This window comes from Halalkalibacterium ligniniphilum, assembly GCF_000334155.1.
In the GTDB taxonomy this organism is placed as follows: domain Bacteria; phylum Bacillota; class Bacilli; order Bacillales; family Bacillaceae_D; genus Halalkalibacterium; species Halalkalibacterium ligniniphilum.
The window spans coordinates 56,555-77,557 of the sequence record NZ_ANNK01000100.1 but is presented as its reverse complement, the minus strand read 5'-3'; the positions used below and the strand labels follow the sequence as shown (position 1 = coordinate 77,557).

The window sequence follows — 21,003 nt, the reverse complement described above, 5'->3', positions numbered from 1 at the left end:
ATTTCCATTATTTCAAAAGAGTGTTTTGAATGCAAATAAGTGGTCTTATCCTTACAATGTGTATATTCCGTACAGTCTAATTGAAACCTGAATCCGTTAATTTCGGATACCTTGGTCAGAAGGGTATGTGGAGCTGCGGGAAGGAAAAAACCACGTTCAAAAAGATACAGCGATCTTCTTGGAAGAATGCCTCTGCCCGCACGATTACCGAACTTCCACTTTTAGTCCGCATGGATGGCGGAAACGACAGTGTCGATAATCTAAAAGTGTGCGTAAAGGAGAAGGCCAACTTCATCATCAAACGGAATCCCCGAAGCGAAAAGCCTGAGAACTGGCTCATGGTAGCTGAGCAATTTAGGAAATGAATTCAGGAACGAGAAGGGAAACGCGTTTTCTACGGAGCTGTTGAAGTGATTCCAAAGGGAATGAAAACACCAGTCCGCCAGGTGTATAAAGTGGTGGAAAGAACCATCGACAAAAATGGCTAAATCTTATTAATGCCTGATATTGAATTTGAGAGTTATTGGACCCTTCTTACGGTAGAGCCGGAGGAATACCATGATCACGGCACAAGCGAACAATTTCATAGCGAACTAAAAACGGATCTGGACCTAGAACCCGTCTGGAAAGTTCGCCACAAACGATTTAATTTTACATCTCGGATGCTTGACTTATAATCTTCTTCGGATTATTGAACAAGAAAGCTTGAAGGCACCAGATGCATCAGTAAAAAGAAAAGTCTTTCGCAGACGGAGCAAAACCGTCATCCAGAACTTGATCACCCTTGCATCCAAGATAGTCAGCCACGCGCGACAAATCTACTTGAAATTCGGGAATCACAGTCCGTGGTTTCCTACTTTTAAAAGGCTCTACCTGGCTTTTCAACATAAAGCCAGGCAATTGAATAAAGGTACAAACAGGCCTGTCTAAAAAATTGAAAATGTGCAGGCTTGTTTGGTATGCCAAAAAACGATAATGGTTTCACTTGAAAAACCAACGAATTACAAACCGTAGGATTTAGCAGAAATGCATATCTACCATCACGGATTCAGGTTTAAGTAATAAGCAAATAACGATTTTAAGAAGTTTAATTTCTTGCATTTTTCGTTTGCTGATGATACGATGGCTTCAACCATTGAATGAGTATTTGGCAGGCTTTTGGCAGGGAAAGGTGAAATTTTTCTTAAACGAAAACAAAGCTGAATGACTCTAAGGTTGATTTAAAAAAATGTTTGATAAAATTTAATATATTATCCTTCGGGGCCGGGTGAAAATCCCGACCGGCGGTGATGAAGCAAAATGCTTCTTAGTCCGTGACCCGTTTCTTTTTTAAGAACCGGTGGACCTGGTGAAAATCCGGGACCGACAGTGAAAGTCTGGATGGGAGAAGGAAGAGTGAGCTGGAATTGGACAGCATTCGTTCGCATGAACGTTTATTTCAGTATGTAAATGCGAATCGATCTGTAGAAAGGTACCAATTTTGGTACGATGACCACAGGCGAAGTGTGTCCATTTATCCATTTATCCATTCATTTCAGTCATTTTGTGTAAAGAACGATACGAACATTTGTACTGGATAACTCTTTGTGATTTTACCCCTGAGGAGATACCTTGAGGGGTTTTTTATGTTTATGAAAAAGGAATGGTGGTTCAATGAATGACGAACACTATCTGAAGCTTGCGATTCAACTTGCTGAGAGTGCCCGTGGTCAAACGTCACCTAACCCTCTAGTGGGAGCCGTTGTGGTCAAAGACGGACAGATTGTCGGCATGGGTGCCCATTTACGAGCAGGAGAAGGCCATGCCGAGGTGCATGCATTAAACATGGCAGGGGAGAAAGCGAAAGGCGCGACAATTTATGTGACGTTAGAGCCTTGTAGCCATTACGGGAAGACGCCACCTTGTGCAGAGCTTGTCGTCGAAAAGGGCATTGCCCGGGCAGTGATTGCGACGACTGACCCGAATCCGAAAGTATCTGGACGAGGCATTGAACGTTTGAAAGCTGCAGGGATTAACGTGTTAGTAGGTGTCTTGAAAGAAGAAGCTGACAAATTAAATCGTGTTTTTTATCACTATATAAAAACGAGAAAGCCTTACGTAACGTTAAAATCTGCCACCACTCTTGATGGAAAAACAGCGACGGTATCTGGGAAGAGTAAGTGGATCACGGGTGAGGCAGCAAGAAAGGATGTTCACCGCTATCGCCATGAGCATGATGGCATCCTTGTTGGCATCGGAACGATTCTAGCAGACAATCCGTCTTTAACAACAAGGCTCGAACATGGTGGCAACCATCCGATACGAATTATTTTAGACAGGCAGCTCCGTCTTCCATTGGATGCGACCGTGGTTACGGATGGTTTAGCACCAACATGGGTGTTTACAACAGAGCATGGAGACGTTTCGCGCAAAGAAGCGCTTGAAAAGGCAGGCGTACATGTACATGTTTTAACAGACGATACAATTGGGCGATTGCTGAGCGTTCTTGGGGAAAAAGGGATCACGTCTCTTTTTGTAGAAGGGGGCGCCGAAGTGAATGGCAGCTTTCTTAAGGAACGTGCAGTGAACCGTGTCATTACCTATTTTGCTCCGAAATTGTTTGGAGGAGCGAATGCACCCACAGCTGTTGGCGGTGAGGGTGTGAAGGAAGTAGAGGAAGCACTTGAAGTAGAAATCGAAGAAGTGACCAAGGTAGGAGACGATATAAAAGTTGTTTCCCTCGTAAAGGAAGAGGTGATCTGATGTTCACAGGGATTATTGAAGAACAAGGAACGGTGGAACAAATTCGCCAAAGTGGCGAGGCGATTGTGATGACAATCGGTTCAAAAAAAATATTGGAAGATGTTCAGATCGGTGATAGCATCTCCGTTAATGGGGTCTGTTTAACGGTCACATCCTTTAACGATCGACAATTCACCGTTGATCTTATGCCAGAAACGGTTCGCGCCACAAGCTTACAAATGCTTTCAAAGGGCTCGAAAGTAAACCTAGAGCGAGCGATGGCGGCAAATGGGCGTTTTGGGGGCCATATGGTTTCGGGGCATGTGGATGGCCTCGGTAAGATTGTGGCAAAAGAAAGACAAGACAACGCCGTTTACTATAAAATTAGCGTTCCGAAAGAATTACGTCGATATATGATTTACAAAGGTTCTGTCACAGTTGATGGTACGAGCCTGACGATCTTTGCAGTAGATGAAGATTCTTTTACAATTTCGATTATCCCCCACACGTTGAACGAAACGATTATCGGTTCCAAAGGGATCGGAGACGTCGTCAATATAGAATGCGACATGTTAGGAAAATATATTGAACAATTCTTGTCAAATCGCTTCACAGATGAAAAGTCAACACAAGGCGTTACAACTGCTTTCTTAGAAGAACACGGCTATAAATAAAAAACTCGAACAAAAGGATGGTGAAGGGGATGACAGCAAAACAATTTGACCCAATCGAAGAAGCCATTTATGAGCTAATGCAAGGGAAGGTAGTCATTGTCTGTGATGACGAAGACCGAGAAAATGAAGGGGATTTTATTGCCATTGCAGAAAAAACAACCCCTGAAGTGATTAATTTTATGATTACCCATGGTCGTGGTCTTGTGTGTGTACCGATTACTGAAGCGCGGGCGAAAGAGCTTGATCTGTTCCCAATGGTTGATCATAACACTGATCCCCATGGCACAGCATTTACTGTTAGTGTTGACCACCAATCAACGACAACAGGGATTTCGGCCCATGAGCGTGCGGCAACGATTCAAGCCCTTATTGCAGATGATAGCAAAAAGCAACATTTTAAGCGTCCGGGTCATATTTTCCCTCTTGTGGCGAAAAATGGTGGTGTCCTAAGACGAGCTGGACATACGGAAGCAGCAGTAGACTTGGCGCGTTTGTCCGGGGCAAAGCCGGCAGGAGTAATCTGTGAAATTATGAACGAAGATGGGACGATGGCGCGAGTCCCTGACTTGCGAAAAATTGCCGACGAGCATGACTTAAAAATGATTACGATCAAAGATTTGATTCGCTATCGTCACCAGAAGGATCAATTGGTCAAGCGTGAAGTAGAAATTCAGTTGCCGATAGACCTTGGTGATTTTCGTGCCGTCGGCTACACAGATGTTGTGGATGGAAACGAAAGCATTGCCCTTATTAAAGGAAAGATTGTAGAAGGTGAGCCGACCCTCGTCCGTGTTCATTCCGAATGTTTGACAGGTGATGTGTTTGGTTCTCGTCGCTGTGATTGTGGACCTCAGCTTCATGCAGCCCTTGCCCAAATCGAGCAGGAAGGAAACGGTGTACTGCTATACATGCGCCAAGAAGGTCGTGGAATTGGCTTGATAAACAAGCTAAAAGCCTACAAGCTTCAAGAAGAAGGTTATGATACTGTAGAGGCGAATGAAAAGCTTGGTTTTAAAGCGGATTTACGCGATTATGGGATTGGCGCACAAATTCTTCGTGATCTAGGGGTTACAAAAATGAGACTGCTTACGAATAATCCTCGAAAGATCACAGGGTTAAAAGGATACGGTCTTGAGGTCGTTGAGCGTGTACCGATTCAGCTCGCTCATAATAAAGACAATGAGTGCTATTTACGTACAAAATCAGAAAAGTTAGGTCATTTGCTTCACTTTTAAATAGACGGGCGAGAGCATCTCGCTTTCTATACATAGAATCGTACTAGGAGGAATTGTAATGGGTAAAGTATATGAGGGAAATTTAGTGGCATCAGGATTGAAAATTGGGATTGTTGTCGGCCGTTTTAATGAATTCATTACAAGTAAGCTGCTTTCAGGTGCCCAGGATGCGTTAAAGCGTCACGGCGCAGCAGAGGCAGATGTAGAGGTAGCGTGGGTACCAGGAGCTTTTGAAATTCCATTTGCTGCAAAGAAAATGGTTGATTCAGGAAAATATGATGCGGTGATCACGCTAGGAACCGTGATTCGCGGCTCTACGCCACACTTTGACTATGTTTGTAATGAAGTAGCGAAAGGAGTCGCATCCCTTTCCTTAACATCTGGCACACCAGTTATTTTCGGGGTTTTAACGACGGATACGATTGAGCAAGCGATTGAGCGCGCAGGAACAAAGGCTGGTAACAAAGGATGGGAGGCTGCCGCTTCAGCGATTGAAATGGCAAATTTAAGCAAAAGCTTTGAGTAAAAATAAGACATTCGGCAACAATTTTAAACTAAAATAATCATTTACGGGATAGTTAGTTCATTATGAGAGCTAATTATCCTTTTTTATGTTCTTAAGGAAAAACCGAATACCAACTAATTGACACAAAAACTTTTAACTTTGTCATGGAAGTAGGTTTATTTTTGTAAACAGCATTTTCTTAGAAATAGCGAAATAATTGATTTCCATCAATGTACACAATGGGTTCCTTGTCCACGTAGAGTCCGCCTGATTTTTTATGCAAAGTCACATCAACGATCCCCTTTGTTAAAGGAGCGATGTTCATTTGCTCGATGTCTTCCCAGTTGTAAAAACCCAGCACCGTCCACTTCCGCTCCATCAGGTTCTGGTTCACCGTGAAGCTATTCCATTGAGACAACAATGTACAAATTATGTATAGCCGTCGGTAAGTCACGTAAGGCAATGACCTCTTTTGCCTTCGCATGTACACCTGTTTCTTCTATCCCTTCTCTTTCCATTGTTTTTTCGATTGGTTCAAATAGGATAGACGATTGTAAAATAAGAAAATGATCGAAATATGTTGGGAAAAAGTCATCAACTTGGAGAACAAAACGTGATACACTAGTGAGAAGAGAAAATCCAATCAACACGGTTTGGAAGGCCGATTGAAGAGGGATGATTCATGTTAATACCATACAAACCTTCGCAACGAAAAATTGCGATGGGGCTTATTTCGTATATGCCGAAAGAAAAAGATGTGAAGAAGCTTCAAAAAACAATTGACTGTTACGAGCATGAAGAAAGCTGGAAATTGTATTTTTGGAAATCAGGCGAAGATTTTGTCGCAGTTATTGGTTTACAAGTTGTGGAAGACGGTTCGGCCGAATTGCATCATTTAAGTGTGAACCCTTCGTTTCGACAAGAAGGTCTTGGTCGAAAAATTATAGAGGAAGTAAAATCTCGATTAAATGGTCCGTTGCATGCAACAAAAGAAACAAAAAATTTCTTAAATTCATGTCAAGAGGTATAAAAAGAAGGGAGAAATCCCTTCTTTTTTGCATGTTACCAAGGCACTTGCGTTTTTTCTGTGAAAAGGGGACGGAGCTTCAGTTCAAGTTGATGAACCCTTCATTGAAAGGTTGCTCAGTGCTTTTTAACGAACTCGTTTTCAACCAAGTGAGAAGAGTGAGCCGCTCAGGTAGGTTCCTTAGATGCGTGGTTATTTAGATGCTCTCCGCTCCATTTGCTTTAGTCGCTCTTCAATGACGTCTGTTCGGTCACGCATAGAGTGCTTCGAAATGAGCATTCTATCTACTAAATTGCTAGGTGTACCGAAAATGACACCCTGCTTTTCGCATCGTTTTTTTGTAAGTTCAAGAACCTCTGCTGTTAGGGGTAGATTCATGTCTTCAAAAGGTTCTGTTGTTAAACTGTCTAGGCGTTTTTGAAGCATGTCGATTAACACCGTGCTATCAATGCCAAGTTCATCTATGCGTTCAGACTCAAGCTTGGTAAGTCGGAGGGCATTGGTAAACATCCGCTTGGCCCCAACTAGGTTTCCTCTCCGTTGGTGGTACAACGCCACAGCAATTTGAATAAGGGCAACCCAATGTGGTTTTCGCTCGCTTCTTGGCGCTTCTTTCCAATGCTCCTCAAGAACTTCGTGGCATTCGAAATAATCTCGGAATCCATGAAAATAGACAAGAAAATCAAGGTAAGCTTTCGAATACATGAAAGGTCTCCTTTCTCAAAGTATCGTAGTCATAGTGTACCATATTGCGCATTTCAGAGACGGCTTTAGGCTCTCTATTTGTAAGTTATCGTTTATCTCCGCCAAATCCTGGCCTTCCTGAAAGAAAGCTCACTAGACCTAGAGAAAATATGATATAATCTCCTCTAGCTTAATTGAATAGTTGATGGTGGTTATATGAATCCATACAGTGTAAAACTTGATACCTTTGAGGGCCCGCTAGATTTATTGCTTCACTTGATTAATCAAGCGGAAGTAGATATTTATGATATCCCTGTTTCTCATATTACAGAACAGTACCTTGCCTATGTGCATGCTATGCAGGAGCTTCAATTGGATGTGGCGAGCGAGTATTTAGTGATGGCGGCGACCCTGCTGGCGATAAAAAGTAAAATGCTGCTGCCAAAACATGAGGACCCTTTTGATGAAGCGATTGATTTTGAGGAAGAAGATCCAAGAGAAGAATTGATGAGGAGATTGATTGAGTATCGGAAATACAAAGAGGCTGCTGCAGAATTGAAAGAAAAAGAAGGAGAGCGGGAGCTTGTCCATACACGTCCTCCTGGTAGCTTGGGTTCTTTTCTTTCAGAAGAAGAGCGCCATGAACAGTCCATTCAAGGTGTGACCCTTTATGATATGTTAAGTGCTTACCAAAAGCTTATGAAACGTAAGGCATATACGGCACCTAGAACAACGACATTAAAAAGCGAGGAGTATTCGATTGAGGGACGGATGAGTGACATGATGATTGAGATCGCTCGTTTCAATGGACGTTGTAGGTTTCAAGATTTATTTACAAGCCATGAGCGGGGATTTGTTGTTGTTACGTTTCTCGCTTTGCTAGAATTGATGAAAACAAAAGCGATCTTATGTGAGCAGGATCAAAATTTCTCAGACATCATGATTTACAGCATGGAAGAGGGGGCTAGGCATTGACGCTACAGGAATTAAAAGCTGCAATTGAAGGGATTTTGTTTATAAGTGGAGATGAAGGTGTTACAATCGAACAGTTATCTGACCTACTTGAATTAGACAAGCATGTAGTTCAAGAGGCGTTAGACGAGTTACGAAATTCGTATCAAAATGAAGCAAGAGGGCTACAAATTGTGGAGGTTGCCCATGCTTACCGCCTTTCTACGAAGCCTGAGCATGCACCTTATTTTAAAAAATTAGCTGCTGCCCCGCAGCAAGGGGGTCTTTCACAGGCAGCCCTAGAAGCATTAGCAATTATTGCGTATCGACAGCCAATTACACGTGTGGAAGTTGAGGATGTTCGTGGTGTAAAGTCGGAAAAAGCAATTCAAACGTTAATCTCAAAATTGCTAGTAAAGGAGGTAGGGCGTGCTCCAGGGACGGGGAGACCGATATTATATGGAACAACGTCACAATTTTTGGACCATTTTGGATTGAAGTCCCTAGAAGAGCTGCCGCCCTTACCGGAGGCTGTTGATGAAAAATCATTGGAGGATGAAGCCGATCTGTTTTTCCAACAGGTTAAAGAAGAGTGGAGCAATCCAGAAAACGAATAAGTAAAAAAGATAGCTGGGGCTTTCGCTATGATTTCAGCGAGGCCTAAAAGATAAGAAAGGATAATCTTTCAGAGCTGTCTAGCTCCAGGCTCGGAGCGGATTGAGCTCGCTTCTGTCTCCTACGAAAACAAAAAACGATTTCGAGTCAGTGTTTCCAGCACTTGTGGCAGCTGAATAAGGCGTTCGTGCTTTTCTTAGTCTGTTTGTACCCGGGGTTTTGTCGGATCACAATCAGGCGGATTAAGGGATGTAACCTGAGCCAGTTTCATTAAATAATAGCACTCTTCCCTGAACATATGATCTGCCATTAATGGACTTAAGGGGCCAAGAAGCCGGTTCGTCATTTTCATCTCCTCAAGTTCTTGGAGAAAGTTTTGAAAAAGGGTCATTTCTAGCTTCGTGTCTTCATTAAAACGGTCGAGCGCTGGAAAATAAGTGATATTTGCCCGAAGATAACCAGCCATTTCAACCGCTTTTAAATAGAATTGCTTGAATTCGATTGTAAAATGCTGCAATTTTTCCTTTACTTGTTTTTCTGTTAAATCGATAAAGCCAGCAATTCCTCCTGCATGCGCAGCAGCATCAAGTAGCCACACTAAATGATGATGTAAAGGATGGTTTTTAGGAGGGAGCTGTTCATTTTCTAAAAATGGAAGAATGCGCAGATATTCCTCCACTTCATTGACCATATGGTTTAAAAAGGTTGGAGATAATCCAATCTGAATCTCACCAAAAAGCTGTTTCTTGATAACGGAAAGCTTATATGAACGAACGGTCTTTGCTTGTTCATGAGCTTTTTCTGTTAATTGAAGGAGCTGTTGACCAGAGAGGCTTTCTCGACTTTCACTTAACAATGTATCAAGACTGATAATAAAGGTCGTTACCTCCTTAATCTGATTTACCTCTGTTGGAGCCAGAGTGGTGTGAATAAAACGCATATGGTCCCCCAAGACTTGCAACCAAAAGCGATGTTCGAATAACGCGGATTCTTCATACATGGTTATATCCATCCTCCTTCGTTCTTTGTTAAAAACATATGTCAGCGAATCAAAAAAATGAAGCGTGACAAACACCGATCTCTCTTTCTTATTCATATAGTAAAGGAATAGGGGAAGGAGGGCTTTCATGAGCAAGCATCATGACGACATTCGAGCTTGGCTATTTTCTGTTCAACAAGTATGGGAAGAGAATCGTTCATATCTTCAACGGACAGTTGAAGAAAAGGAGCTGGACTATTTTCAGCAATCATTGTCTGAGCTTTCTTTGGAGATTGAACAAGCTGAACAAGGGAATGGAACCATAGAGCGAATAGAACAAAAGGCAGATGCGGTGTACCGTCTATGGAGTAAAATTGAGCTAGCACAATTTGTGACAGCTCCTATATCTCTTCGCCCAGTACCAATAGGAAAACATTCATTGCCGCCATTACCGTATCCATATAATGCACTTGAACCCTATATTTCTGAAGAGATAATGCGCCTTCATCATAACAAACATCATCAAAGCTACGTTGATGGGTTGAACAAGGCAGAAGAGATGATGGAGCAGGCGAGGAAAACAGGTGAGTATGAATTAATCAAGCATTGGGAACGTGAAGCAGCCTTTCATGGAGCCGGGCATTATTTGCATACGCTTTTTTGGACGATTATGTCTCCAAGAGGAGGAGGGAAACCACAAGGGATGCTAGGAAAGCAATTGACGAATGATTTCGGAAGCTTTCAACGGTTTAAAGATCATTTTTCTGCTGCAGCAGAGAAGGTGGAAGGTGTTGGCTGGGCTATGCTTGTTTGGGCCCCAAGAGCACATCGCCTTGAAATTCTGCAATCGGAATTTCATCAGCATCTATCCCAGCAAGATACCATTCCTCTTCTTGTTTTGGATGTGTGGGAGCATGCCTATTACTTAAAATACAAAAATGAAAGGAAACCTTACATTCAAAACTGGTGGAATGTCGTCAATTGGCATGAAGTGGAAAAACGTTTTTTACAAGCGAGAGAACTTCGCTGGGCGCCTTTTTAAAAAAATAACGATTTAGTAGGGACCTTATGCACCATAGCGAAAAAGGAAGCAAAGATGATCAGCATCCGCTTCTTTTTTTTAAAAGGTAAGAAGGTAGAACACTATCTAGCTGCGACAAGTGTTTTTCTCATTATGAGTAAGTTTGGAACACAAATCCATCGGTTTCAACCCACTCAGCATAGAGAACGGCTTTGGCATTAGGGATGCTTCGTTTTAGTAGCTCGTCTTGAAGTTGGGTCTCATCCATGCCGATTTGTTTTAAGCTGTTAGCAAGAATTTTTCCATCCATAATGATTGACACTGGCATTGCATCCTTCTGGATCGGGAGGCTCAGATCCTTTGTCGTTGGATTTCTATAAGGATATTTTTTTAAAACGCTAATTGAACCACTAGCTTCAAGAATTCCGTACTCGACTTCACGAATCGAAAAAACGTCCTTTTCCCGCAGTAACATTTTAAGCTGACCAAGGTCCAGCTTATTTTTTTTGAGCTCTTCATAGGAAATTTTTCCTTTATCAATGATAATCGACGGCTTCCCTTCTAAGAAAGAACGCGTACGAGAGAATTTCTGTGTGATGATTTCGATCATAAAAATAAGCGACCCCCAAAAGAGAATAGCAAATAGCACATAATGGAGGCCGATTTCATTGTCATAGATCGCATTTCCAACAAGCTCCCCAAGTACAAGTGCCGAAATAAAGTCAAAAGGGGTGAGCTGGTTGATTTGATTTTTTCCGAGAATTTTTGTCAGAATCAGCAAAGCGAAGAAGCCGATAAATAATTCAATGGTGAGAGAAAGAAAATTTATGTTCACATTTTTGCCCCTTCAAACCAATTTTTAACGTTAGTGTGAACAAAGGCAAATCATTTTATAACGAAGAATGCAATTGAGCAATGAATTGGTCCAGCTTATGGATGAGCTGTCTAGAAGCAATCATCATTTGTCCCACCTCGCTCGTTGAATCTGTTTCAGCTCCTCGGAAGACCGTCTTGATTCGATTGTTTTGATCATACCAATGAAGAGCGAGGTAACGATGAAACGTTTGCCAAAATCTGTTGATAATGTCTAATTCCTCTTGTTGAAACAACTGCGCCATGTCTTCAGGAGGAAGAGGTGGCCCCTTTGGTGCCTGTTCAATCGCTTTTGCGTGAATCCCTCTTTGCTGCTTGTAAACAGCATCACGAACTTGAAAAATTTGGAGCATGACAAAATGTCGTTGTTCTTCATTGAGCCTTTCTTTATATTGCTCTTCCTTAGTATTCACCTCGCTTTTCAAAAATGCTTCAATTTGTCGCAGTTTTGTTAGGACTGTATTAATTCGAACCAAGATCATGATAAAAAGAATACAAAACGTTACGCTTACACCTATGCTTATAAGACTAATCCAGATGCTGCCCATTAAATTTGCTCCCTTTCCTTGTAAGACTCTTGAATGACCTGATCATATGCTAAATTAACAAAAATTTCATCTCATATTTATAAGGTTTTAATTACAATCTAAAAGCGAATCATTACTTCATTCTACTTGGAGGGAAAAAAGATGACAGTTATTAGCAACATGAAACAGACCCTTGCTGGGTTGAAAAGTGCTCAAGCAAGCTTTGAAACCTTTGCTTTGGAAACGGAGAATCAGCAAGCGAAACAAATGTATAAGCAATTGGCTCAACAAACAGAAAGCATTGTAAATACGCTTACGCCAAGAGTGAATGAGGTTGAACAGGAAGAACCGCAGTATAAACAATAAGTAAGAGATGGGCTGATGCTTAAAGCATCAGCTTCATTTCTACATAAAGGGTGGGAGCAATGAAGGCAGGAATGATACGGATGTTGCTTGTCTGTTTTGTAATGTTGACTTTCACAGGCTGCACACAACAAAGGGAGGAAGTCCAGCCTCTTGCAATCGGAACTAGTGGAGTCGCTGATCAGTCGAAGGCCGATGAGGCGAAACGACTTCTATTAACAATGGAAGAAGTGCTTGAAGTAAAAGGAGTCAATGTGGATCAGAATATTTATCTAGCACCTAGAGTGAAGCATTTTGAGCGGTTTAATTTAGAAAGGATTCGGAAAGAAGCATCGGACAAAGTGAAGGGAAAGTACCCTGAAGCAAAAGTTCATGTCTCTACAGATCAAAAGCTTTTCATGGAGTTAGGCAAACTAGAAGGGCAATTAAAAAATCGAACGATTAGCAAGGGACGTTTGAAAAAAAGAGTAAAAGAGCTTGAAGAGATGATGAAAGGCTAAATGTGAAAGCGAGGAATTTCTGTGTCTGACCAAATGAAAAAAACATTAACGCCAGAGCAGCAAAGTTATCAAACCTTAGCGAATGAATATGAAATAAAGCGACCTGTTTTTAAAAACTGTGTCCGTGCCTTTTTTGTTGGTGGACTTATTTGTTTGATTGGTCAAGGCATTAGTACTTTTTTTATGACGGTTTTTGATTTTACAGAAAAAACAGCAGGTGACCCGACGGTGGCGGTTCTCATTTTTCTTTCTGCCTTACTAACAGGCTTTGGTATTTACGACCATTTTGCTCAGTATGCTGGTGCCGGAACATCCGTTCCAGTAACAGGCTTTGCGAATTCCATCGCTTCTGCTGCAATAGAGCACCGAACTGAAGGCTATGTATTAGGGGTGGGTGGAAACATGTTCAAGCTTGCTGGCTCTGTCATTGTCTTTGGAACCTTTGCGGCATTCGTTATTGGGATTATTCATACGATCCTTGTTCAATGGGGGGGATTTTAATGCTTCAAGGCCATCAAACCTGGGTGTTTGAATCGAAGCCGGTCATTTTATCAAGTGCTGCTGTTGGAGGTCCCTTTGAAGCAAAGGGCCCCTTGGGGAATGATTTTGACTTGCTGCATGAAGATTTATGGATGGGGCAAGAGTCGTATGAAAAGGCGCAGAAGGTCCTGTTAGAAGAAGCAGCAACACGGACAATTGAGAAAGCAGCGCTTGATAAAGAAGATGTTCAATTTGTTTTTGCAGGAGATTTGCTCAATCAAATTACATCCACAAGTTTTGCTTGCCGTACACTTGGGATTCCTTATTTTGGATTATTTGGAGCATGCTCGACCTCGATGGAAGGATTGGCTCTTAGTGCATTTGTGGTAAATGGGAATGGCGCAAACTATGTGCTAACAGGTGCTTGTAGTCATAATGCGGCGATTGAAAAACAGTTCCGTTATCCAACAGAATATGGTTCACAAAAGCCCCCGACCTCTCAATGGACCGTGACGGCTGCTGGAACCGCCATTTTAACAAAAGAAGGGGAGGGTCCTGTTGTCACCTCGGCTACGATAGGAAAAATCGTTGATATGGGATTAAGTGATCCGTTTAATATGGGAGGAGCGATGGCACCAGCAGCAGTCGATACGATTGAGGCTCATTTTCGTGATCGAAACATTGATCCTGATTATTATGACTTAATCGCTACAGGTGACTTAGGAAAAATTGGCCTGCCAATTGCAAGAGAAATGTTAAGAAAAGATGGTTTACCATTATCTGAGGAGCATTTTCAAGATTGTGGACTAATGATCTATCGCGACGATCAGCCTGTAATGGCTGGCGCAAGTGGAGCAGGCTGCTCGGCAGCTGTAACGTATGGTCATTTATTAAACCGCATGAAGAAGGGAGAGGTAAAACGAATGCTCATAGTTGCTACTGGAGCCCTTCTCTCACCAATGTCTTATCAGCAAAAAGAGACGATTCCATGTATTGCGCATGCCGTCTCGATCGAAGCAGGGAGGGCAGTATGATGATCTTCTTTTGGGCTTTTGTTGTCGGTGGGACCATTTGTGTGATTGGTCAAATATTAATGGATGTAATGAAGCTTACGCCTGCCCATACGATGAGTACTCTCGTTGTGGTTGGAGCCGTATTAGACGGGATAGGTCTTTATGAACCGCTCATTGACTTCGCAGGTGCAGGAGCAACGGTGCCGATTACGAGCTTTGGAAACTCCCTTGTTCATGGGGCCATTGCAGAAGCAGAAAAAAATGGAATCGTCGGTGTCATTACAGGAATTTTTGAAGTGACAAGCGCAGGGGTTTCAGCAGCGATCATTTTTGGTTTTCTTGCTGCACTCCTATTCAAACCAAAAGGATAGGGAGGAAATACAGTGACAGTTGCTTCTAAGGTTAAGCAATGCTTAGCAACGTTAAACGGGATTGAAGCCACATTAAATACCCTTTCGATTCAAACAAATGATACCAAAGCCTCTCGTGATTACCATGAATCATCGCTCATCACAAGAAGTGTCATGACGAAGATCGAAAAAAGGCTAGCACAAATTGAACGTGAAGAGCCTCAATATAAAGGAAATTGAAAGGAACGATGTCGATGCCTAGTTGGCTAGAAGTGGCGCTACGAAGCATAGGTGCTCTTGTGGGTATGTTTGTTATTTCAAAAGGGTTGCTCAGAAAATCAGTAGGGGAATCCAGTTATTTCGAGTTGATGACAGCAATCGCCGTAGCCGTCATTGCAGGCGTTGGGTCGATCCAATTAAACATTCCTGTCGCCTTTATCATCATTGCTTTTATTGTGTGGGGGTTGGTTCCAATCGCAAGCAGTATTTTCCAGTTAAAAAGTATGAGGTATCGAAACTTCATAAACGGTAAGGGCATTCCGATCATTAAAGATGGAAAAATCATGGAGGATAACCTCAAGACATATCGCATGTCAACAGATGAGCTAATGAGGAAGCTGCGTTCAAAAAATGTCTTTCAAGTGGCTGATGTTGAATTTGCTGTTCTCGAGAGCAATGGCGAATTGAACATGATGCTGAAAAAAGAGTATCAGCCACTAGATGCAAAAACGGCTTCCATTCATACTGCGTCTATAAAAGAGCCGGAAGCTGTCATAATGGATGGAAAAGTTCTGGATGAACCGTTAGCGACCAGGGGATTCAATCGGCAATGGCTGGAGGATCAGCTAACAAAAATGGAAGTGGCGATTGAAAATGTGTTTCTCGGACAAGTGGATCGTGATGGGCAATTAACCGTTGATTTGTTCGATGATCAATTACAGAAGCCGCAATCTACAGAACTACCTTTACTTCTCCAAAGCATCAAGCAATCACAGGCAGATCTTGAGACCTTTTCATTGGATACAGACGATCCAAAGGCCAAAGAGTTGTACGCAAGCTGTGCAAAAGAAATGGAGAGAGTAAAGCAAATGATCGAGCCTTACGTGAAGTAGCGTACTTAAAAATAGGATGGAGGCTGGGACATAACGAACGTGTATGATTGAACATGCGAACAATGCACAACCTTAGCGAAGGATATTTCCGAAGCGAATGCTATGCAGCAACGATCATGACGTTCGGATTTCTCTTCAATAAAAACCCTTTTGTCCCAGCCCAAGCAAGGTTCTGATTACGTTTTACAGATGTAATCGGACAAAGGTGAATGCACGTGATTCGCTGTATTGAGATGCTTTGCCACGTAGCAGGGTCTGTGGTTGTTTTTTTATTTGTATTGTATAAATTTAGAGGTGTCCGTCAAATACTAACGATTAGAATGTAAACTTTAGAAATGGAGTGAATAATAGTTATGGTGCATTTTTTTCGCTTTAGTCTAACGGCCATGCTTTTAATGATTATGCTTGTTGGTTGTGCAGGTCAAAACAACAACCAACAAGGGATGGATAACACACCGAATGAGGTTGGTACGAACGATGAGAACAGGTATCGTACTACAAATGACGAAAATAATTTAATCAATGGAAACAACGATCATCTTCAAGACGATGGAAATGTTGGGGATGGTAATAATGGACGTACTGGCATGGAAATTGCTGAAGAGGCAGCAGAACGTGTCGCGCAATTGGAAGAAGTTCGTCAGGCAAATGTCCTCACAACGGATAACTATGCATATGTGGCCGCCTTGCTGGAAGATGAGCAACAAGGTGAATTGAGCGAAGACATAAAAGATAAAATAGCTCAAAGAGTGAAAGAAGTTGATCCGGATATCGATAGGGTGAACGTTTCAACAAATCCTGATTTTGTGGATCGTATACAGGAGTATGCCGATGCGCTTGAGCGTGGGGAGCCAGTTGAAGGTTTGTTTGAACAATTAAATGAAACAATCCAAAGAGTGTTTCCAACTCAGGAATAACCTTTGTGATCCGAGGCTGTAACCAACGATTAAAATGCCCTTAAATCTCTGATAACCTAAAAAGAGAATAAGGGCAAATTCTTCTTAATTAGCATTTCTATAAAATCGGTTCATCTCTCCATAACGCATTCCTCTAAAAATCAGATTGGCTCACTTATTCATTTATTCAAAGGTAGGTAAAAAAACAGCATCGATAATAAATCACAAAGAATAAATTTATTCAAGTGTATAATTGTGAAGAAATGACAACGAACGGCATATATGGATCATACTTGTCTGCTTAATTACATACAATGATTCAATGCTGGATTAGCTGTCTTCGATCATCTTTATTTGTGTAGGCAAGCTGTAACTCGTTATTTGCATTCATGGTGGCTAAAAAAATTCGTTCGATTCGAATCACTCCTTCTAGTTCAAGCCGTTTTTTTAATGATTCTTCTGTGATACCAAGTTCGTTCATCACTTCAAGTTGAAAACGACCATCAATAATCACTGGATAGGACATGCCAGGTGATTTTTTTTTGAGATTAAAATCTTCACGTGTTGGCTCTTGTTTTTCTGATTTTTTATGGACGCTTAATTGTCCATTTGCCTCAATGATCGCAATCTCTACATCATTAATATCGAACACATCTTTTTCCCTCAATAGTTGCAACAGATTATCAATGGAATAGCGAATGGAAGTAAGGTTTTTAACGAGGACTTTTCCGTTCTTAATCACAACGGTCGGTTCAAAGGTAATCAACTTACCAAATGGTCGTTTTTTTATGAGGAGATAAGCTGTGATTTTTTGCATAAGGGCAATCACAGTAATTGCGAATACAGTGTGAACCTGGCTAATGTTTGGATCGGCAATGTCGGCACCAGTTACTGAAGCTAATGTAACAATGATGAGAAAATCAAAAATAGGAACTTCACCGAGAGAACGCTTCCCCATAAACAAGGTAATGACTAAAAAGAGTGGGAAGATGATAATAACTCGAATAAGAACAACGAAAAATTCTTCGAACATCGCATTCTCCTCCTTCCTGTTCATTTTAGCCAAGTGCGAATTGTTTCAGACAAAGATCGTCTAGTTTTTACTCATATTGAGGTTCGTCCTGCATACACTTGTACAAATGATGGGATAGGCGGGGATACAACGATGAGCAGACGGTTAATGCTAGGAATATTTGTAATTATTTTTTTAATAAGTATATTACCAAACCGTACATATGCTGAATCTATAAATGTTTCCGTTTCGGCTCAAGCTGCTGTCTTAATGGAACAGTCCTCTGGTCGGGTTCTCTATGGGAAAAGAGAGCACGAGCCATTGCGGATCGCTAGCATTACAAAAATCATGACAGCCATATTAGCTATCGAATCGGGCAAGATGGACGACATGGTAAAGGTTTCGAGCAATGCAGCAAGGACAGAAGGATCATCCCTTTATTTAAGAGCAAATGAACAAATAAGGTTGACGGACTTGGTGTATGGATTAATGCTTCGAAGTGGGAATGATTCGGCTGTTGCCATTGCTGAACATGTAGGTGGAAGCTTAGATGGATTTGTTTATCTTATGAATGAAAAAGCCAGAGAAATTGGAATGGAGCACACTGTATTTAGCAACCCCCATGGACTTGATGACCACGAGGAGCATTATTCGTCAGCATATGATATGGCTTTGCTCATGCAATACGCCATGACAAATGAGCAGTTTCAAAAGATTTCTCGTACGAAATCCCATCGTGTCGAACAGGATGGTCAACTCCGTGTTTGGAAAAATAAAAATCGTTTGCTTACACAGCTGTACAAGTATTCAACAGGAGGAAAGACAGGCTTTACAAAGCGAGCAAATCGTACCCTTGTTTCAACAGCAAGCAAGGATGGGATCGAGCTGATTGCGGTCACGTTAAATGCACCAAGTGACTGGCATGATCATATGAATCTTTTTAATCAAGCTTTTGACATGTACAAAATTGAAACATTACTAGAAGAAGGTATCCTTAAAAAGATTCATGATGATTTTTATAAAAATAAAGTGTATGCCCCGTACACTTTTTCCTATCCTTTATCGGAAAAAGAGAAAGAGGGGCTTGAAAAAGAAATTACCCTTTATAAACCGCCAACAAAAGAACAAATGAAAAACTATCAGCCTCCTCAGCCTGTTGGGAAGGTTCAATTTAAAATCAATGGAGAAACATTTGCGCAAGTTCCTCTTTATATGCAAATGGAAAAAGCACCGAACAAAAGTAAGAAGAATTCGAGCTTCTGGTCACGATTCAAAGATACATTTTTCTTTACAATCGGAGTGAAGCACCGTGATTAATTATATTTGGGTAGGCATGCTTATCATCGGTATCGCATTTGCAGCGGTCAATGGCCGAATGGCAGAAGTAAATGAGGCTGTTTTTGCAGGAGCAAAGGATGCGGTCACCATCAGTTTTGGTTTAATAAGCGTTCTTGTTTTCTGGTTAGGAATGATGCGAATTGCTCAGGATGCTGGTTTGCTGAAAGGACTGGCCTTTCTGATGCGGGGTTTTATATCAAAAATATTTCCGGAGGTTCCTCCCAATCACCCTGCGATGGGCTATATATTGTCAAACATAACAGCGAACTTATTCGGTCTTGGAAACGCAGCAACCCCTATGGGCTTAAAAGCAATGGAACAGCTAAAGGAATTGAATGGAGGGAAAGATACAGCCAGTCGCTCCATGATCACGTTGCTTGCTATAAATACGGCAGGCATTACCTTGATTCCAACAACCGTTATTTCAATACGAATGAGCTATGGCTCCGTGTCACCTACAGAAATTGTTGGGACAACCGTAATCGCCTCAACCTGTGCCACGATAGGAGCGCTTATCATTGACCGTTATTTTTACCACCGGAAGGTAAGGAAGGGGGAGAAAAAATGAGCTGGGTTACATTGATATCCATTTGGTTTCTCCCCTTACTCATTGCTTTTATTCTTCTCTTCGCTACATATCGAAAAGTCCCAACCTATGAAACGTTTGTTGAAGGAGCAAAGGAAGGTTTTGGAATGGCGATTGCCATTATTCCTTACCTCGTTGGCATGCTTGTGGCGATTTCTGTGTTTCGCGCATCGGGAGCGATGGATTTTATTGTCGCATCGGTAGAGCCAATCCTTGGGGCCGTAGGAATTCCTACTGAAATCGTTCCGCTCGCACTTATTCGGCCGATTTCAGGAACAGGGGCTCTTGGAATGACGAGTGATTTAATTGCTACGTATGGGCCTGACTCTTTTATCGGACGTTTGGCTTCAACAATGCAAGGCAGCACTGATACGACACTGTACATTTTAACGGTTTATTTTGGTGCCGTTGGAATAAAAAAGATTGGCGATGCGCTGAAGGTTGGACTTATAGCAGATATAATTGGGATTACGGCTGCGATTGTCATTGTTACAATTGTATTTGGTGACATGTAGTGGCAAAATAAATGGAGCATGGAAAAACCCATGCTCTTTTATTTTGGAAACAGGACGTCTCACTTATAAGCCTGGAAAACGAGATTCTCATGAGGGTATAAGGGAGATGGCTGTTCTAAAAAAATGACGAAAAGACGAATTCTCCTCAAGCAAGAAGTGTGTCGCTTGTGTGAGGGTTCGACAGCGTATATGATGTTACTGAGGTGAAAAAGAATGGAACGGTTACAGAAAGTGATTGCACAAGCGGGTGTAGCGTCAAGGCGAAAGGCTGAGACGTTAATTGCTGAGGGAAAAGTGACAGTGAACGGGAAAATTGTTCGTGAGCTAGGTGTAAAAGTGACACCGAATAAAGATAAAATTGAAGTAAATGGGGTACCGATTGACCGAGAAGAACCTGTTTATTTTTTACTTTATAAGCCAAGCGGTGTCATATCCAGTGTGAAGGATGAAAAAGGTAGAAAAGTTGTCACTGATTTTTTACAGGACGTAGAGCAACGGGTTTTCCCAGTGGGTCGGCTAGATTATGACACGTCAGGCTTACTTTTGTTGACAAATGACGGGGAGTTTGCCAACCTGTTGATGCACCCTCGCCATAAGGTTGAAAAAGTGTATGTAGCAAAGGTAAAAGGGATTCCAAGTCGGGACAAGCTAAAAGTATTAGAAAAGGGCATTAAATTAGAGGATGGAGTAACAGCCCCTGCCAAAGTGAAGATGCTATCGCTCGATAAGAAGAAGCAAACGGCCATTATTCGTTTAACGATCCATGAAGGACGCAATCGTCAAGTAAGAAGAATGTTTGAAGCGATCGGTTACCCTGTCTTAAAATTAAAGCGCGAGCAATACGCTTTTCTCGATTTAAAAGGGTTAAATCCAGGTGAAGCAAGGCAGCTCAAACCAATAGAAGTCAAGCATTTACGGGAATTAGCTGACACAAAAAAGTCATAAAGGAAACCTGTTCGTGCACGATCGAAACGTTATAATGGAATCAGTCTTACATACAACTGATTCTTATTTGGATGGACAAAT

The 21,003-nt window shown here is 41.8% G+C and carries 27 protein-coding genes and 1 riboswitch; of the genes, 20 read left to right on the top strand and 7 right to left on the bottom strand.

Translation table 11 applies throughout. The annotated features are described in order from the left end of the window. Positions 1-1,249 precede the first annotated feature (1,249 nt). A riboswitch (FMN riboswitch) is annotated at positions 1,250-1,396 on the top strand. 257 nt (positions 1,397-1,653) lie between these two features. Genes ribD through ribH form a run of 4 tightly spaced genes read left to right on the top strand, consistent with a single transcriptional unit; the run spans position 1,654 to position 5,156 of the window. Continuing rightward, the gene (gene ribD / locus BLT_RS0112500) at positions 1,654-2,742 is read left to right on the top strand and encodes a bifunctional diaminohydroxyphosphoribosylaminopyrimidine deaminase/5-amino-6-(5-phosphoribosylamino)uracil reductase RibD (RefSeq protein ID WP_017728138.1); all 1,089 of its coding nucleotides are present in this window, start codon (positions 1,654-1,656) and stop codon (positions 2,740-2,742) included. Further along, positions 2,742-3,395 (top strand): riboflavin synthase, encoded by a 654-nt coding sequence (gene ribE / locus BLT_RS0112495; protein WP_017728137.1) that lies wholly within the window; start codon positions 2,742-2,744, stop codon positions 3,393-3,395. The genes ribD and ribE overlap by 1 nt, the downstream gene beginning before the upstream one ends. 29 nt (positions 3,396-3,424) lie before the next feature. Then, positions 3,425-4,630 carry a bifunctional 3,4-dihydroxy-2-butanone-4-phosphate synthase/GTP cyclohydrolase II gene (locus tag BLT_RS0112490; protein ID WP_017728136.1) on the top strand — a complete coding sequence of 402 codons (1,206 nt, stop codon included), beginning with the start codon at positions 3,425-3,427 and terminating at the stop codon, positions 4,628-4,630. Between the two features lie 58 nt (positions 4,631-4,688). Next, positions 4,689-5,156, top strand: coding sequence for a 6,7-dimethyl-8-ribityllumazine synthase (ribH, locus tag BLT_RS0112485; RefSeq protein ID WP_017728135.1), 468 nt, complete (start codon positions 4,689-4,691; stop codon positions 5,154-5,156). Between the two features lie 178 nt (positions 5,157-5,334). Here the strand turns inward: ribH and BLT_RS22695 are convergent, their stop codons facing one another. Beyond that, entirely contained in the window at positions 5,335-5,529 is a 195-nt protein-coding gene (locus BLT_RS22695; protein WP_152414338.1) for a hypothetical protein, read from the bottom strand. A 7-nt stretch (positions 5,530-5,536) separates the two neighbouring features. Next, positions 5,537-5,785, bottom strand: coding sequence for a hypothetical protein (locus BLT_RS22690; protein ID WP_017728133.1), 249 nt, complete (start codon positions 5,783-5,785; stop codon positions 5,537-5,539). Positions 5,786-5,817: 32 nt separating this feature from the next. On the opposite strand from BLT_RS22690, the gene BLT_RS0112470 reads away from it, so the two are divergent. Further along, entirely contained in the window at positions 5,818-6,165 is a 348-nt protein-coding gene (locus BLT_RS0112470; RefSeq protein WP_017728132.1) for a GNAT family N-acetyltransferase, read from the top strand. Between the two features lie 189 nt (positions 6,166-6,354). Here the strand turns inward: BLT_RS0112470 and BLT_RS0112465 are convergent, their stop codons facing one another. Beyond that, positions 6,355-6,867: a DUF309 domain-containing protein gene (locus tag BLT_RS0112465; RefSeq protein ID WP_017728131.1), complete on the bottom strand. Its 513-nt coding sequence runs from the start codon at positions 6,865-6,867 to the stop codon at positions 6,355-6,357. Positions 6,868-7,062: 195 nt separating this feature from the next. Between BLT_RS0112465 and BLT_RS0112460 the strand changes: the two genes are divergently transcribed. Together BLT_RS0112460 and scpB are read left to right on the top strand one after the other, a co-directional pair. Beyond that, positions 7,063-7,821, top strand: a complete 759-nt coding sequence (locus tag BLT_RS0112460; RefSeq protein ID WP_017728130.1) for a segregation/condensation protein A — start codon at positions 7,063-7,065, stop codon at positions 7,819-7,821. Next, positions 7,818-8,414 carry an SMC-Scp complex subunit ScpB gene (gene scpB / locus BLT_RS0112455; RefSeq protein ID WP_017728129.1) on the top strand — a complete coding sequence of 199 codons (597 nt, stop codon included), beginning with the start codon at positions 7,818-7,820 and terminating at the stop codon, positions 8,412-8,414. Before BLT_RS0112460 ends, scpB begins: the two co-directional genes overlap by 4 nt. A gap of 194 nt (positions 8,415-8,608) precedes the next feature. Here scpB and BLT_RS0112450 read toward each other — a convergent pair whose 3' ends face one another. Continuing rightward, the gene (locus tag BLT_RS0112450) at positions 8,609-9,412 is read right to left on the bottom strand and encodes a DUF2935 domain-containing protein (protein WP_017728128.1); all 804 of its coding nucleotides are present in this window, start codon (positions 9,410-9,412) and stop codon (positions 8,609-8,611) included. Positions 9,413-9,539: 127 nt separating this feature from the next. On the opposite strand from BLT_RS0112450, the gene BLT_RS0112445 reads away from it, so the two are divergent. After that, the gene (locus BLT_RS0112445; protein WP_017728127.1) at positions 9,540-10,433 is read left to right on the top strand and encodes a superoxide dismutase; all 894 of its coding nucleotides are present in this window, start codon (positions 9,540-9,542) and stop codon (positions 10,431-10,433) included. Positions 10,434-10,563: 130 nt separating this feature from the next. Here BLT_RS0112445 and BLT_RS0112440 read toward each other — a convergent pair whose 3' ends face one another. Together BLT_RS0112440 and BLT_RS0112435 are read right to left on the bottom strand one after the other, a co-directional pair. Continuing rightward, a complete protein-coding gene (locus BLT_RS0112440; RefSeq protein WP_017728126.1) occupies positions 10,564-11,247 on the bottom strand; it encodes a DUF421 domain-containing protein in 684 nt (227 codons plus the stop codon). A 55-nt stretch (positions 11,248-11,302) separates the two neighbouring features. Then, the gene (locus tag BLT_RS0112435; RefSeq protein WP_017728125.1) at positions 11,303-11,833 is read right to left on the bottom strand and encodes a hypothetical protein; all 531 of its coding nucleotides are present in this window, start codon (positions 11,831-11,833) and stop codon (positions 11,303-11,305) included. 141 nt (positions 11,834-11,974) lie between these two features. Here BLT_RS0112435 and BLT_RS0112430 point away from each other — a divergent pair, with 141 nt between their 5' ends. The 8 genes from BLT_RS0112430 to BLT_RS0112395 all read left to right on the top strand — a co-directional run bounded on the left by BLT_RS0112430 (position 11,975) and on the right by BLT_RS0112395 (position 16,547). Next, positions 11,975-12,178 (top strand): DUF1657 domain-containing protein, encoded by a 204-nt coding sequence (locus BLT_RS0112430; protein ID WP_017728124.1) that lies wholly within the window; start codon positions 11,975-11,977, stop codon positions 12,176-12,178. A gap of 59 nt (positions 12,179-12,237) precedes the next feature. Next, a complete protein-coding gene (locus tag BLT_RS0112425; protein ID WP_017728123.1) occupies positions 12,238-12,675 on the top strand; it encodes a hypothetical protein in 438 nt (145 codons plus the stop codon). Positions 12,676-12,708: 33 nt separating this feature from the next. Then, complete coding sequence (spoVAC, locus tag BLT_RS0112420) at positions 12,709-13,176, top strand: stage V sporulation protein AC (RefSeq protein WP_035425795.1); 468 nt, start codon at positions 12,709-12,711, stop codon at positions 13,174-13,176. After that, positions 13,176-14,189, top strand: coding sequence for a stage V sporulation protein AD (gene spoVAD / locus BLT_RS0112415; protein ID WP_017728121.1), 1,014 nt, complete (start codon positions 13,176-13,178; stop codon positions 14,187-14,189). The genes spoVAC and spoVAD overlap by 1 nt, the downstream gene beginning before the upstream one ends. Beyond that, positions 14,189-14,539, top strand: a complete 351-nt coding sequence (spoVAE, locus tag BLT_RS0112410) for a stage V sporulation protein AE (protein ID WP_017728120.1) — start codon at positions 14,189-14,191, stop codon at positions 14,537-14,539. Before spoVAD ends, spoVAE begins: the two co-directional genes overlap by 1 nt. Positions 14,540-14,551: 12 nt before the next feature. Continuing rightward, positions 14,552-14,758 (top strand): DUF1657 domain-containing protein, encoded by a 207-nt coding sequence (locus BLT_RS0112405; RefSeq protein WP_017728119.1) that lies wholly within the window; start codon positions 14,552-14,554, stop codon positions 14,756-14,758. 14 nt (positions 14,759-14,772) lie between these two features. Beyond that, a complete protein-coding gene (locus tag BLT_RS0112400; protein WP_026105104.1) occupies positions 14,773-15,630 on the top strand; it encodes a DUF421 domain-containing protein in 858 nt (285 codons plus the stop codon). A 353-nt stretch (positions 15,631-15,983) separates the two neighbouring features. Next, positions 15,984-16,547: a YhcN/YlaJ family sporulation lipoprotein gene (locus BLT_RS0112395; RefSeq protein WP_017728117.1), complete on the top strand. Its 564-nt coding sequence runs from the start codon at positions 15,984-15,986 to the stop codon at positions 16,545-16,547. Positions 16,548-16,845: 298 nt separating this feature from the next. On the opposite strand, the gene BLT_RS0112390 is transcribed toward BLT_RS0112395, so the two are convergent. After that, on the bottom strand, positions 16,846-17,559 hold the full coding sequence (locus BLT_RS0112390; RefSeq protein WP_017728116.1) for a DUF421 domain-containing protein: 714 nt from the start codon (positions 17,557-17,559) through the stop codon (positions 16,846-16,848). Positions 17,560-17,691: 132 nt separating this feature from the next. Between BLT_RS0112390 and BLT_RS0112385 the strand changes: the two genes are divergently transcribed. The 4 genes from BLT_RS0112385 (at position 17,692) to BLT_RS0112370 (ending at position 20,922) form a co-directional block, all read left to right on the top strand. Continuing rightward, positions 17,692-18,855 (top strand): D-alanyl-D-alanine carboxypeptidase family protein, encoded by a 1,164-nt coding sequence (locus BLT_RS0112385; protein WP_017728115.1) that lies wholly within the window; start codon positions 17,692-17,694, stop codon positions 18,853-18,855. Further along, on the top strand, positions 18,848-19,444 hold the full coding sequence (locus BLT_RS0112380) for a nucleoside recognition domain-containing protein (protein ID WP_017728114.1): 597 nt from the start codon (positions 18,848-18,850) through the stop codon (positions 19,442-19,444). The genes BLT_RS0112385 and BLT_RS0112380 overlap by 8 nt, the downstream gene beginning before the upstream one ends. Beyond that, positions 19,441-19,977, top strand: a complete 537-nt coding sequence (locus tag BLT_RS0112375; RefSeq protein ID WP_017728113.1) for a spore maturation protein — start codon at positions 19,441-19,443, stop codon at positions 19,975-19,977. Before BLT_RS0112380 ends, BLT_RS0112375 begins: the two co-directional genes overlap by 4 nt. A 213-nt stretch (positions 19,978-20,190) precedes the next feature. Beyond that, positions 20,191-20,922 carry a pseudouridine synthase gene (locus BLT_RS0112370; protein ID WP_017728112.1) on the top strand — a complete coding sequence of 244 codons (732 nt, stop codon included), beginning with the start codon at positions 20,191-20,193 and terminating at the stop codon, positions 20,920-20,922. The last annotated feature ends 81 nt before the right edge of the window (positions 20,923-21,003 follow it).